The sequence below is a fragment of the Streptomyces sp. NRRL S-350 genome (assembly GCF_000719705.1).
Lineage (GTDB): Bacteria > Actinomycetota > Actinomycetes > Streptomycetales > Streptomycetaceae > Kitasatospora.
Genome location: NZ_JOHO01000008.1, coordinates 129,984 through 143,266 on the forward strand (window position 1 = coordinate 129,984; position 13,283 = coordinate 143,266).

Below are 13,283 nucleotides of genomic sequence, written 5' to 3' on the forward strand. Positions count from 1 at the left end.
ACCGAGATGTCGTCTGACCAGTCCGACCGGCCCGACCGAACCGACCGTACGGACCGGCCCGAGCGGGCCGACCGGCCGTCGATCCTCGGCCCGGCCGCCGGCTTCGGCGTGACCTTCAAGGCCATGTTCAAGAAGCGGCTCACCGAGCAGTACCCGGAGCAGAAGAAGCCCACCGCTCCGCGCTTCCACGGCCGCCACCAGCTGAACCGGCACCCGGACGGCCTGGAGAAGTGCGTCGGCTGCGAGCTGTGCGCGTGGGCGTGCCCGGCCGACGCGATCTACGTGGAGGGTGCGGACAACCGGGACGAGGAGCGCTACTCGCCGGGCGAGCGCTACGGCGCGGTGTACCAGATCAACTACGCCCGCTGCATCCTGTGCGGGCTGTGCATCGAGGCCTGCCCGACCAGGGCGCTGACCATGACCAACGAGTACGAGCTGGCCGACTCCTCCCGCCGGGACCTCATCTTCACCAAGGAACAGCTGCTGGTGGGCCTGTCCGAGGAGATGGTCGACACCCCGCACGCGATCTTCCCGGGCGCCGACGAGGGCGCGTACTACCGGGGCGAGATCACCGCGGCGGCGCCGGGGACGGTCCAGCAGGAGCGCACCGACCGCGAGAAGGAGGTGCGGCAGTGACGGGCCTCCTCCTGGAAGGCGGCAGGAACCTCGCCGCGACCGGGACGACCTCCACGGGTGAGGCCGTCCAGTTCTGGGTGCTCGCGGTGGTCGCGGTCGGCGGTGCGCTCGGCATGCTGCTGATGAAGAAGGCGGTGCACAGCGCGCTGTGCCTGGCGGCCACCATGCTGGCGCTGGCGGTCTGTTACATGGCGCAGGGCGCGGTGTTCCTGGGTGTGGTGCAGATCGTGGTCTACACCGGCGCGATCATGATGCTCTTCCTCTTCGTGGTGATGCTGGTCGGTGTCACCAGCGAGGACTCCCTCAAGGAGCAGTTGAAGGGCCAGCGGATCGCCGCGGTGCTGTGCGGGCTGGGCTTCGGCGTGCTGCTGATCGCCGGGATCGCCAACGCGAAGCTGGACCACTTCACCGGGCTGTCCGAGGCGAACGCCGAGGGCAACGTGCCGGGCCTGGCCCGGCTGATCTTCACCCGGTACGTGTGGGCCTTCGAGGTCACCGGCGCGCTGCTGATCACCGCGGCGATCGGGGCGATGGTGCTGACCCACCGCGAGCACGTGAAGGCGCCGAAGACGCAGCGCGAGCTGGCGGCGCAGCGGGTCAAGGACAACATCCAGCTGCCGCCGCTGCCGGCGCCGGGCGTGTACGCGCGGCACAACGCGGTGGACGTGCCGGGCCTGCTGCCGGACGGCACGATCGCCGAGGAGTCGGTGATGGCGACGTTGCGCGAGCGCGGCCAGGTCCGGGACGTCAGCCAGGCGATGCTGCAGCGGATGGCGGAGCTGGAGAACGCCACGGCGGACTGGCTGGGCCGTCCGTCCTCGGAGCGGCCGGCGGTGACGGGGCCGCGCAAGTCGCTGGAGCCGGTGCCCGACCGCGAGGCGGGCCGGCCCAGCCACGCGGACCAGCCGAACCACACGAACCACACGAACCACACGAACCACGTGAACCACGGGGCGAACCACGGGGCGAGCCACCCGGCGGCCGGCGAGGAGGGCGCGGAGTGAACCCGGTCAACTACCTCTACCTGTCGGCCCTGTTGTTCACCATCGGTGCGTCCGGGGTGCTGATCCGGCGCAACGCGATCGTGCTGTTCATGTGCGTGGAGCTGATGCTGAACGCCTCGAACCTCGCGCTGGTGACCTTCTCCCGGATGCACGGGACCTTGGACGGCCAGATCATCGCGTTCTTCACGATGGTGGTCGCGGCGGCCGAGGTCGTGGTCGGCCTCGCCATCATCGTCTCCATCTTCCGGACCAGGCACTCCGCCTCGGTCGACGACAGCAACCTGATGAAGCTGTAGGCGGAGGACCTTCGGTGAACTCTCTCATTCCGCTGCTGGTGGCGGCCCCACTGGCCGGCGCCGCCCTGCTGCTGCTCGGCGGCCGGGCGCTGGACCGCTTCGGCCACTGGCTGGCCACCGCGCTCGCGGCGCTCTCGTTCGGCTTCGGCCTGGCGCTCTTCTCGGACATGCTCGGCCGTGACGCCGAGCACCGGGCGGTCACCAAGCACCTGTTCAGCTGGATCCCGGTGAACGGCTTCCAGGCCGACTTCACCTTCCGGCTCGACCAGCTCTCGATGACCTTCGTCCTGCTGATCACCGGCGTCGGCACGCTGATCCACCTCTACTCGGTCGGCTACATGGCGCACGACGAGCGCCGCCGACGCTTCTTCGCGTACCTGAACCTGTTCCTGGCCGCCATGCTGCTGCTGGTGGTCGCCGACAACTACCTGCTGCTGTACTTCGGCTGGGAGGGCGTGGGCCTGGCCTCGTACCTCCTGATCGGCTTCTGGCAGCACAAGCCGAGTGCGGCGACGGCGGCGAAGAAGGCGTTCATCGTCAACCGGGTCGGCGACATGGGCCTGTCCATCGCGATCATGCTGATGTTCGCGGAGTTCGGCTCCTTCGCCTTCGGCCCGGTCTTCGACGGCGCGCACCAGGCGAGCGAGGGCAAGCTGACGGCGATCGGCCTGATGCTGCTGCTGGCAGCCTGCGGCAAGTCGGCGCAGGTGCCGCTGCAGTCCTGGCTCGGGGACGCCATGGAGGGCCCGACCCCGGTGTCGGCGCTGATCCACGCGGCCACCATGGTGACGGCGGGCGTCTACCTGATCACCCGTTCCTCGGCGATCTTCGACCTCGCGCCGGACGCGCAGACCGCCGTGGTGGTGGTCGGCGCGGTCACGCTGCTGTTCGGTGCGATCGTCGGTTGCGCCAAGGACGACATCAAGAAGGCGCTGGCCGGCTCGACCATGTCGCAGATCGGCTACATGGTGCTGGCCGCGGGGCTCGGCCCGATCGGTTACGCCTTCGCGATCATGCACCTGGTGACCCACGGCTTCTTCAAGGCCGGGCTGTTCCTCGGCGCCGGGTCGGTCATGCACGGCATGAACGACGAGGTGAACATGCGTCACTACGGCGGCCTGCGCACGTACATGCCGTGGACCTTCGCCACCTTCTTCGCGGGCTACCTGGCGATCATCGGCTTCCCGGGCCTGTCGGGCTTCTTCTCCAAGGACAAGATCATCGAGGCGGCCTTCGCCAAGGGCGGCACCGAGGGCTGGATCCTCGGCCTGTGCGCGCTGGTCGGCGCGGCGGTCACCGCGTTCTACATGACGCGGGTGGTGCTGCTCACCTTCTTCGGCGAGAAGCGCTGGCAGCCTGACGCCCAGGGCAACGCCCCGCACCCGCACGAGTCGCCGAAGACCATGACGGTCCCGATGGTGCTGCTGGCCTTCGGCTCGGTCTTCGCGGGCGGGCTGTTCGCCTACAACGACTCCTTCCTGAAGTGGCTGGAGCCGGTCACGGGTTACAGCGAGGGGGACTCCCCGCTCGCCCCGGTCGTCGTCACCGGGCTGACCATGGCCTGCATGCTGGCCGGCATCGGCCTCGCGTACCTGATGTACGGGCGCTCGCCCGTGCCGGTGGTGCCGCCGGTCGGCTCCCCGCTCACCCGGGCGGCCCGCCGCGACCTGCTCCAGGACGACTTCAACCACGCCGTGCTGGTGCGGCCGGGCTCGGCGCTCACCGCGACGCTGGTCTTCTTCGACAGCCGAGGGCTGGACGGCTTCGTCAACGGACTGGCCGCCACGATCGGGGGCCTGTCCGGTCGGGTGCGGCGCGTCCAGAACGGCTTCGTCCGCTCGTACGCGCTCTCCATGTTCGGCGGCACGCTGGTGCTGGTCGCCATGACTCTCCTGATGAGGTCCGTGTGATGGACAAGGAATCCACAACCCGCGGGGGAGGAGCGGCATGAGTGTGTTGCTGACCGTCACCTGCGCCGTCCCGGCGGCCGGAGCGGTGCTGACCGCCGCCCTGCCCGCCGGATCGACCGCGGCCCGGCGCAGGGCCACCAAGGCCGTCGCCCTGGGCGTCTCGGCCGTCACCCTGGTGCTGGCCGCCGTGGTGGCGACGCGGTTCGACCCGCACGGCGCCCGCTACCAGCTGACCGAGTCGTACAGTTGGATCCGCTCCTTCGGGATCACCTTCTCGCTCGGCGTGGACGGCATCGGCGCCGTGCTCGCCCTGCTCACCGCCGTCCTGGTGCCGATGGTGATGCTCGCCTCCTGGCACGACGCCGACCCGGGCCCGGCGGCCCCTGACGGGACCTTCGAGAACAGGAGGCGGACCCAGGCCTTCTTCGCCCTGATCCTGGCGGTGGAGGCGATGGTGATCGTCTCCTTCTACGCCACCGACGTCTTCCTGTTCTACGTGTTCTTCGAAGCCATGCTGATCCCGATGTACTTCCTGATCGGCGGCTTCGGCGACCGCGCGGGCGGCCCCGAGTCGGCACGTCAGCGCTCCTACGCGGCCGTGAAGTTCCTGCTCTACAACCTGCTCGGCGGTCTGGTCATGCTGGCCGCGGTGGTCGGCCTGTACGTGGTCGCGCAGGACCAGGGCCTCGGCACCTTCGACCTGCCGACCCTGGCCTCGGCCGTCGCCGACGGGAAGCTGCAACTGACCGGCACAGCCGAGAAGGCGCTGTTCCTGGGCTTCTTCTTCGCCTTCGCGGTGAAGGCCCCGCTGTGGCCGCTGCACACCTGGCTGCCGAACGCGATGGGCGAGGCCACCGCCGGCACGGCGGTGCTGATCACCGCCGTGGTGGACAAGGTCGGCACCTTCGCGATGCTGCGCTTCTGCCTCGGGCTGTTCCCGCACGCCTCGAAGACCTTCGCCCCGGCGATCCTGGTCCTCTCGCTGATCGGGATCGTCTACGGCGCGCTGCTGGCGATCGGCCAGAAGGACATCAAGCGCCTGGTCGCCTACGCCTCGATCTCGCACTTCGGCTTCATCATCATGGGCATCTTCGCCCTGACCAGCCAGGGCCAGAGCGGCGCCACCCTCTACATGGTCAACCACGGCCTCTCGACGGCCGCGTGGATGCTGGTGGCCGGCTTCCTGATCTCCCGCCGGGGCTCGCGGCTGATCGCCGACTACGGCGGTGTGCAGAAGGTCGCCCCGGTGCTCGCCGGGACGTTCCTGATCGGCAGCCTGGCCACCCTGTCGCTGCCCGGCCTGGCCCCGTTCGTCAGCGAGTTCCTGGTGCTGGTGGGCACCTTCACCCGCTACCCGGCGATCGGGATCGTCGCGACCTTCGGGATCGTGCTGGCCGCGCTGTACGCCCTGCTGCTGTACCAGCGCACCATGACCGGCCCGGTGAAGGAGGGCGTGCACGCGATGCCCGACCTCAAGGCCCGCGAACTCGCCGTGGTGGCCCCGCTGGTGGCGCTGACCATCCTGCTCGGCGTCTATCCCAAGCCGCTCACCGACCTGGTCAACCCCTCGGTGAACGCGACGCTGTCGCAGGTCCACGAGACCGACCCGGCGCCGGCCCACCCGGTCGCCGCCACCTCAGGAGGTGAGCAGAAGTGAGCGCCACCGCAGTGCTCGCCGCCGCCGGGGGCAACACCCCCAGCATTCCGGCACCGCACATCGAGTACGGCCAACTCTCCCCGATGCTCGTGGTGTTCGGCGCCGCCGTGGCCGGCATCCTGGTGGAGGCCTTCGTGCCCCGCCGGTACCGGCACTGGACGCAGGTGACGCTCGCCCTGGCCGGGCTGGTCGGCGCCTTCGTCGCCGTGGTGGTGCTGGCCGTGCAGAGCCACGGCTTCACCCGGATCGACCTGCTGGCGATGGAGTCGGTCGCGCTGGACGGCCCGGCGCTGTTCCTCCAGGGCGTGATCCTGCTGGCCTCGGTGGTCGCGGTGCTCACCTACGCCGAGCGGAAGCTGGAGCCCAAGGCCGGCGGCCTGCCCGCCGACGCCTTCGCCGCCCAGGCCGCCGCCACCCCCGGCGGCGAGCAGGAGCGGGCCGCGCTCCGGGCGGGCTTCGCCACCAGCGAGGTGTTCCCGCTGACCATGTTCGCGGTCGGCGGCATGCTGCTGTTCCCCGCCGCCAACGACCTGCTGACCATGTTCGTGGCGCTGGAGGTCTTCTCCCTGCCGCTGTACCTGCTGTGCGCCCTGGCCCGGCGCCGCCGGCTGCTCTCCCAGGAGGCGGCGGTCAAGTACTTCCTGCTCGGCGCGTTCGCCTCGGCGTTCTTCCTGTTCGGCACCGCCCTGCTGTACGGCTACGCGGGCAGCGTGAAGCTCGGCGACATCGGGGACGTCATCTCCGGCAAGGCGATGACCACCCCCGCGCAGCTGAGCAGCACCCGGAGCGACGTGCTGGTGCTCACCGGCCTGGCGATGCTGTCGGTCGGCCTGCTGTTCAAGGTCGCCGCGGTGCCCTTCCACTCCTGGACCCCGGACGTGTACCAGGGCGCGCCGACCCCGGTGACCGGCTTCATGGCGGCGGCCACCAAGGTCGCGGCCTTCGGGGCCTTCCTGCGGCTGTTCTACGTGGCCTTCCCTGGCCTGCGGCTGGACTGGCGGCCGGTGATGTGGGGCGTTGCGATCCTCACCATGGTGGTGGGCGCGGTGCTGGCGGTGACCCAGCAGGACGTGAAGCGGCTGCTGGCGTACTCCTCGATCGCGCACGCCGGGTTCATCCTGACCGGCGTGATCGCCGTCAACAAGCAGGGCATCTCCTCGGTGCTGTTCTACCTGCTGGCGTACTCCTTCGTGACGCTCGGCGCGTTCGCCGTGGTCACCCTGGTGCGCGACTCCAAGGGCGAGGCGACCCACCTGTCCAACTGGGCCGGGCTGGGGCGGCGCTCGCCGCTGGTGGCGGCGGTGTTCGCACTGTTCCTGCTGGCCTTCGCCGGGATCCCGCTGACCTCCGGCTTCACCGGGAAGTTCGCGGTCTTCCAGGCGGCGGCGAGCGGCGGGGCGACACCGCTGGTGATCGTCGGCGTGCTGAGCTCGGCGGTGGCCGCGTTCTTCTACATCCGGGTCATCGTGCTGATGTTCTTCTCGGATCCCCAGCCGGGTGGCCCCACGGTGGCGATCCCGAGCGCCTTCACGGCCACCGCGATCGGGTTGGGCGTGGTGGTCACACTCGGTCTCGGCCTGCTGCCGCAGTACTTCCTCGACCTCGCGTCCAAGGCCTCGCTGTTCGTGCGCTGACCTTTCCGCCGGTCGCTGCCGACCAGGGCCCGTCCGGGCCGCGCCTCATCCGCGCGGCCCGGGCGGGTCCTTGTCCGGATCCGGGGGCAGGGAGTTCCGGGGGAGCTCCCGCCCTTGTTTCCCACCGAATTCGCCGCCCACCGCCGCACGGCCCGCGCAGCCGCCCTGACCAGGGCGTCCGGCCCGATCATGACAGGATCCGCACGCCCGTGCAGTGATCCACTCGCGACCGGATACCCTGCCTGTATGGCCAGCGGCGGCACTCAGGGACCAGGCCGCTAGATCGACCAGGGACAGAGGAGTGGTCTTCGTGACCGTCGTGGAACCCTTCGGGCTCAGCGTGCAGGACCGCGACCTGACCCGGGACGTCCAGGCCGGACTGGAGGCCGTGGAGGCGGCGCTCGGGGAGGCCGTCAAGAGCGACGTCCCCTTCATCACCGTCACCGCCAGTCACCTCCTCGAAGCCGGCGGCAAGCGCTTCCGTCCGCTGCTCCTGCTGCTGGCCGCGCAGTTCGGCGACCCGGGCGCGCCCGGCGTGGTGCCCGCCGCGGTCGTCGTCGAGCTGACCCACCTGGCCACGCTGTACCACGACGACGTCATGGACGAGGCCCCGGTGCGCCGCGGCGCCCCCAGCGCCAACTCCCGCTGGGACAACTCGGTCGCCATCCTCACCGGCGACTTCCTGTTCTCCCGGGCCTCCCAGGTGCTGGCCGACCTCGGCCCGGAGGCCGTGCGGATGCAGGCCGAGGCCTTCGAGCGGCTGGTCACCGGCCAGATCCTGGAGACCCGCGGCCCCGGCCCGGAGATGGACCCGCTGCTGCACTACCTGGACGTGCTGGAGGGCAAGACCGGTTCGCTGATCGCCGTCTCCTGCCGGATAGGAGCGCTGATGGCCGGTGCCGAGCCCGAGCTGGTGGACGCCCTCGGCGAGTTCGGCGAGCGGATCGGCATCGCCTTCCAGCTGGCCGACGACGTGCTCGACATCGCCAGCGACGGCCACGAGTCCGGCAAGACCCCCGGCACCGACCTGCGCGAGGGCGTGCCGACCCTGCCGACCCTGCTGCTGCAGCAGATGCCGGCCGACCCGGCGGACCCGGACGACACCCGACTGCGCGAACTGGTCGCCCAGGACCTCTCGGACGACGCGCTGCACGCCGAGGCGCTGCGCCTGATGCGTGCCCACCCCGCCCTGGAGCGCGCCCGCGCGGAGACCCTGCGCCGGGCCGAGGAGGCCCGGGCACTGCTCGCCCCGCTGCCGGCCTGCCCGGCGAAGGCCGCCCTGGAGGGACTCTGCGACGCGGTGGCCATCCGCACGATGTGACCCGGGCCGGGGCCGGCCACGCCGGGCCCGGGCCAGGGGGCGGACCACCCGGACGGACGGAACCAGGACCTCGCGGGGGGGGCACCGACTCCCGTGATGGGGGGAGACCGGCCCCCGCGATGGGGGAGACTGACTCCGTCAGCTCACCCCAGCCGGAAGGTCGCCATGCGTCGCGTCGTCATCGCCGAAGACTCCGTACTGCTGCGGGAGGGACTGACCCGGCTGCTCACCGATCGCGGCCTGGAGGTCGTCGCCGGGGTGGGGGACGGCGAAGCGCTGGTGAAGACCATCCACGACCTGGCCGCGGCCGACGAGCTGCCCGACGTCGTGGTCTCCGACGTGCGGATGCCCCCCACGCACACCGACGAGGGCCTGCGTGCCTGCGTCGAGCTGCGCGGCCGCTACCCGCAGCTGAACGTGCTGGTGCTGTCGCAGTTCGTGGAGGAGCGTTACGCCTCGGAGCTGCTGGCCGGGTCCACCCGGGGAGTCGGCTACCTGCTCAAGGACCGGGTCGCCGAGGTGCGCGAGTTCGCGGACGCGGTGGTCCGGGTCGCCGACGGCGGCACCGCGCTGGACCCGGAGGTGGTGCAGCAGCTGCTCAGCCGCAGCCGCAAGGGTGACGTTCTGACCAGTCTCACGCCGCGCGAGCGCGAAGTGCTCGCACTGATGGCGGAGGGCCGGACCAATGCCGCGGTGGCCAAGCAGCTGGTGGTCTCCGACGGCGCGGTGGAGAAGCACGTGAGCAACATATTCCTGAAGCTGGGCCTGGCCCAGAGCCCGGAGGACCACCGCCGGGTGCTGGCCGTGCTGACGTACCTCAACTCCTAGCCTCCGCCCGGCACCGGGCCAAGGGCAGCCGGCGGCCGCCGGATCCGGAATGGTCTCCGGCGGCCGGACGTTCTCCCTAGGTGCAGTGCGGTGCAGCCCAGTGCGGTGCAGTAGTGCGGCGCGGTGCGGTGCAGGCAGCGCACCGTGCAACGCAACGCAGTGCGGTACGGACGGCGCGGGCCGGTGATTTTCCGCCGCATGCGGGAGTTCCGTCCCAGGCCGAGCCCTCGCGCATAGGATGCGGGAGGTGCACCAGGCGGACGGGGCACGGGGCCGCGCCCGCGGTGGTGCGCCCTGGAGGAGGTCCGCGGCAGTGACCAGTCAGGTCGATCAGTCAGAGGCAGTGGATGGCCCCGACGGCGACGAGGCCCGTGCCGTGCGCGGCCACGCCGGCCCCGGCCCGGACACGCCTCCCGGGCCGCCTGCCCCGGGCGCCCCGCCACCGGGCCGTGCCAAGCCGATCCGCAGACTCGACCGCGTGATCATCCGTTTCGCCGGCGACTCCGGTGACGGCATGCAGCTCACCGGTGACCGGTTCACCTCGGAGACCGCGTCCTTCGGCAACGACCTGTCCACGCTGCCGAACTTCCCCGCCGAGATCCGCGCCCCCGCCGGCACCCTGCCGGGCGTCTCCTCCTTCCAACTGCACTTCGCCGACCACGACATCCTGACCCCGGGCGACGCCCCCAACGTGCTGGTCGCGATGAACCCGGCCGCGTTGAAGGCGAACCTGCCGGACCTGCCGCGCGGCGCGGAGATCATCGTCGACACCGACGAGTTCACCAAGCGCGCACTGGCGAAGGTCGGCTACCCGGCGGACCCGCTGACCGACGGATCCCTGGACGGCTTCCACCTGCACAAGGTGCCGCTGACCACGCTGACGCTGGAGGCGCTCAAGGAGAGCGGCCTCGCCCGCAAGGACGCGGAACGGGCGAAGAACATGTTCGCCCTGGGCCTGCTGTCCTGGATGTACCACCGCCCCACCCACGGGACCGAGGCGTTCCTGCGCACCAAGTTCGCCAAGAAGCCGCAGATCGCCGAGGCGAACGTGCAGGCCTTCCGGGCGGGCTGGAACTTCGGCGAGACCACGGAGACCTTCGCGGTCTCCTACGAGGTGCCCCCGGCCAAGCTCCCGGCCGGCCGCTACCGCAACATCTCCGGCAACCTCGCGCTGTCCTACGGGCTGATCGCCGCCGCCCAGCGCTCCGGCCTGCCGCTGTACCTGGGCTCGTACCCGATCACCCCGGCCTCGGACATCCTGCACGAGCTGAGCAAGCACAAGAACTTCGGCGTGCGCACCTTCCAGGCCGAGGACGAGATCGCCGGCATCGGCGCGGCCCTCGGCGCGGCCTTCGGCGGGGCGCTCGGCGTGACCACCACCTCCGGGCCCGGTGTGGCGCTCAAGAGCGAGACGATCGGCCTGGCCGTCTCGCTCGAACTGCCCCTGCTGGTCGTGGACATCCAGCGCGGCGGTCCGTCCACCGGGCTGCCGACCAAGACCGAGCAGGCGGACCTGCTGCAGGCGATGTTCGGCCGCAACGGCGAGGCCCCGGTGCCGATCGTCGCCCCGGCCACGCCGGCGGAGTGCTTCGACGCGGCCCTGGAGGCGGCCCGGATCGCGGTCACCTACCGCACCCCGGTCTTCCTGCTCTCCGACGGCTACCTGGCCAACGGCTCCGAGCCGTGGCGGATCCCCGCCGTCGACGAACTGCCGCGGATCGAACCGCGGTTCGCGACCGGCCCGAACCGCGAGGACGGCGCCTTCTGGCCGTACCTGCGGGATCCGCACACGCTGGCCAGGCCCTGGGCGGTGCCTGGCACCCCCGGCCTGGAGCACCGGATCGGCGGCATCGAGAAGCAGGACGGCACCGGGAACATCTCCTACGACCCGGCCAACCACGACTTCATGGTCCGCACCCGCCAGGCCAAGGTCGACGGCATCACCGTGAGGCCGGTCGAGGTGGACGACCCGACCGGCGACGCCCGGGTCCTGGTCCTCGGCTGGGGCTCGACGTACGGGCCGATCACCGCGGCGGTGCGCCGGGTGCGCGCGGACGGCGGCGAGGTCGCCCAGGCGCACCTGCGCAACCTCAACCCGTTCCCGGCCAACCTGGGTGCGGTGCTGAGGAGTTACGAGAAGGTCATCGTGCCCGAGATGAACCTCGGACAGCTCGCCCTGCTGCTGCGGGCGAAGTACCTGGTGGACGCCGAGTCCTACAACCAGGTGCGCGGACTGCCCTTCAAGGCCGCGCAGTTGGCCGATGTGCTGTGGGCCGCGATCGGCACCCTGGACGAGGAGGACCACCGATGAGCGAGCGCCCGGGCGAGCACGCCTTCCCGTCCCTGCGGCTGGTGCCGAAGGCCGAAGCGCCGCAGAGCGCACGGGACTTCAAGACCGATCAGGAGGTTCGCTGGTGCCCCGGCTGCGGGGACTACGCGATCCTGGCGGCGGTGCAGTCCTTCATGCCGGAGCTGGGCATCAAGCGCGAGAACACCGTGTTCGTCTCCGGCATCGGCTGCTCGTCGCGCTTCCCGTACTACATGAACACCTACGGGGTGCACTCGATCCACGGGCGGGCGCCGGCGATCGCGACCGGGCTCGCCGGCTCGCGGCCCGACCTCAGCGTCTGGGTGGTGACCGGTGACGGCGACGCGCTGTCGATCGGCGGCAACCACCTGATCCACGCCCTGCGGCGCAACGTCAACCTGAAGATCCTGCTGTTCAACAACCGGATCTACGGCCTCACCAAGGGCCAGTACTCGCCGACCAGTGAGCTCGGCAAGATCACCAAGTCCACGCCGATGGGCTCGCTGGACGCTCCGTTCAACCCGCTCTCGCTGGCGATCGGCGCCGAGGCCACCTTCGTCGCGCGCACCATCGACTCCGACCGCCAGCACCTGCAGTCGGTGCTGCGGGCGGCGGCCGAGCACGAGGGCACGGCGCTGGTGGAGATCTACCAGAACTGCAACATCTTCAACGACGGCGCCTTCGAGGTGCTGAAGGAGCCCGGCACCCGGGACGAGGCGCTGATCCGGCTGGAGCACGGGCAGCCGATCCGCTTCGGCGCGGACGGCGGCAACGGTGTCTTCCGGGGCCCGGACGGCGAGTTGTCCACCGGGCCGGTCACCGCGGCGAACGAGGCCGACGTGCTGGTCCACGACGCGCACGCGGCCAGTCCGACCACGGCCTTCGCGCTCTCCCGGATCGCTGACGCGGACACCCTGCACCACACGCCGATCGGCGTGCTGCGCAGTGTCGAGCGGCCCGTCTACGACGAGTTGATGGCCGGCCAGCTAGCCACCGCCGTCGCCCACCGCGGCCCGGGCGACCTGGCCGTGCTGCTCGCGGGCAACGACACCTGGACGGTGGACTGACCGCCCCGGTCGGCTGTTCGGCGCCCCTCGTCCCGGCCGGGACGAGGGGCGCCCGGCGTTCGGGGCCGCCTCCGGACGTCCGCCGCCGGGGCTACTGCTGATCGGCCCACTCGACCAGCTCGATCACGACCCCGTTCGGGTCGGTGACCTGGAACAGCTTCTCGCCCCACGGCTCCTCGCGCAGCGACAGGGTGATCGTGACCCCTTCACCGCGCAGCCGCCGTTCCTCGGCGGCGATGTCCTCGACGACGAACGCCAGGATCACGCCGTCCGCGGTCCGGTGCCGCTGCTCCTCCGGCAGGACTTCGAGGCCGCGTCGCAGGTAGACGACGCCGACCCCGCCTCCCGGGTGGGTGAGGGAGACGAAGCCGTCGGCCGACATCTGCTCGGAGTAGCCGAAGTGCCGCTGGAGGAAGGCGGCGGAGGTGGTGACGTCCTCGACGGTCAGGGACACGGCGGTGTTGGTGATCTGCAAGGAGAAGGACCCTCTCGTCAGCGCGGGACCGATTATCCCGTACGCAGTACACTATACATAGTACGGAGAAATTGGCCAGGGGTCCGCCCGACATGCCTGAGGGGGCTCCCGGCGGGAGCCCCCTCAGAGGGTCGGTTCGGTGCGGGC

General features: G+C 70.9%; 11 protein-coding genes. 10 read left to right on the forward strand and 1 reads right to left on the reverse strand.

Going from position 1 to position 13,283, the window contains the following annotated elements; all coding sequences use genetic code 11:
* Positions 1–6 precede the first annotated feature (6 nt).
* From nuoI to IF30_RS0110710, 10 genes are all read left to right on the forward strand, one after another.
* The gene (gene nuoI / locus IF30_RS0110665; RefSeq protein ID WP_051709756.1) at positions 7–636 is read left to right on the forward strand and encodes an NADH-quinone oxidoreductase subunit NuoI; all 630 of its coding nucleotides are present in this window, start codon (positions 7–9) and stop codon (positions 634–636) included.
* Positions 633–1,640 carry an NADH-quinone oxidoreductase subunit J gene (locus IF30_RS0110670; RefSeq protein ID WP_078891293.1) on the forward strand — a complete coding sequence of 336 codons (1,008 nt, stop codon included), beginning with the start codon at positions 633–635 and terminating at the stop codon, positions 1,638–1,640. The genes nuoI and IF30_RS0110670 overlap by 4 nt, the downstream gene beginning before the upstream one ends.
* Entirely contained in the window at positions 1,637–1,936 is a 300-nt protein-coding gene (nuoK, locus tag IF30_RS0110675) for an NADH-quinone oxidoreductase subunit NuoK (RefSeq protein WP_030235394.1), read from the forward strand. The genes IF30_RS0110670 and nuoK overlap by 4 nt, the downstream gene beginning before the upstream one ends.
* A gap of 14 nt (positions 1,937–1,950) precedes the next feature.
* Positions 1,951–3,846, forward strand: a complete 1,896-nt coding sequence (gene nuoL / locus IF30_RS0110680; RefSeq protein ID WP_030235397.1) for an NADH-quinone oxidoreductase subunit L — start codon at positions 1,951–1,953, stop codon at positions 3,844–3,846.
* 37 nt (positions 3,847–3,883) lie between these two features.
* The gene (locus tag IF30_RS0110685; protein ID WP_030235401.1) at positions 3,884–5,503 is read left to right on the forward strand and encodes an NADH-quinone oxidoreductase subunit M; all 1,620 of its coding nucleotides are present in this window, start codon (positions 3,884–3,886) and stop codon (positions 5,501–5,503) included.
* Positions 5,500–7,137, forward strand: coding sequence for an NADH-quinone oxidoreductase subunit NuoN (gene nuoN / locus IF30_RS0110690; RefSeq protein WP_051709759.1), 1,638 nt, complete (start codon positions 5,500–5,502; stop codon positions 7,135–7,137). Before IF30_RS0110685 ends, nuoN begins: the two co-directional genes overlap by 4 nt.
* A gap of 310 nt (positions 7,138–7,447) precedes the next feature.
* On the forward strand, positions 7,448–8,458 hold the full coding sequence (locus tag IF30_RS0110695; RefSeq protein WP_030235406.1) for a polyprenyl synthetase family protein: 1,011 nt from the start codon (positions 7,448–7,450) through the stop codon (positions 8,456–8,458).
* A gap of 165 nt (positions 8,459–8,623) precedes the next feature.
* On the forward strand, positions 8,624–9,286 hold the full coding sequence (locus IF30_RS0110700; RefSeq protein ID WP_030235409.1) for a response regulator transcription factor: 663 nt from the start codon (positions 8,624–8,626) through the stop codon (positions 9,284–9,286).
* 313 nt (positions 9,287–9,599) lie between these two features.
* Positions 9,600–11,597: a 2-oxoacid:acceptor oxidoreductase subunit alpha gene (locus tag IF30_RS0110705; RefSeq protein WP_030235412.1), complete on the forward strand. Its 1,998-nt coding sequence runs from the start codon at positions 9,600–9,602 to the stop codon at positions 11,595–11,597.
* Positions 11,594–12,661 (forward strand): 2-oxoacid:ferredoxin oxidoreductase subunit beta, encoded by a 1,068-nt coding sequence (locus tag IF30_RS0110710; RefSeq protein WP_030235415.1) that lies wholly within the window; start codon positions 11,594–11,596, stop codon positions 12,659–12,661. The genes IF30_RS0110705 and IF30_RS0110710 overlap by 4 nt, the downstream gene beginning before the upstream one ends.
* Positions 12,662–12,752: 91 nt before the next feature.
* Here the strand turns inward: IF30_RS0110710 and IF30_RS0110715 are convergent, their stop codons facing one another.
* Positions 12,753–13,136, reverse strand: a complete 384-nt coding sequence (locus IF30_RS0110715) for a VOC family protein (protein ID WP_030235418.1) — start codon at positions 13,134–13,136, stop codon at positions 12,753–12,755.
* Between the last annotated feature and the right edge of the window lie 147 nt (positions 13,137–13,283).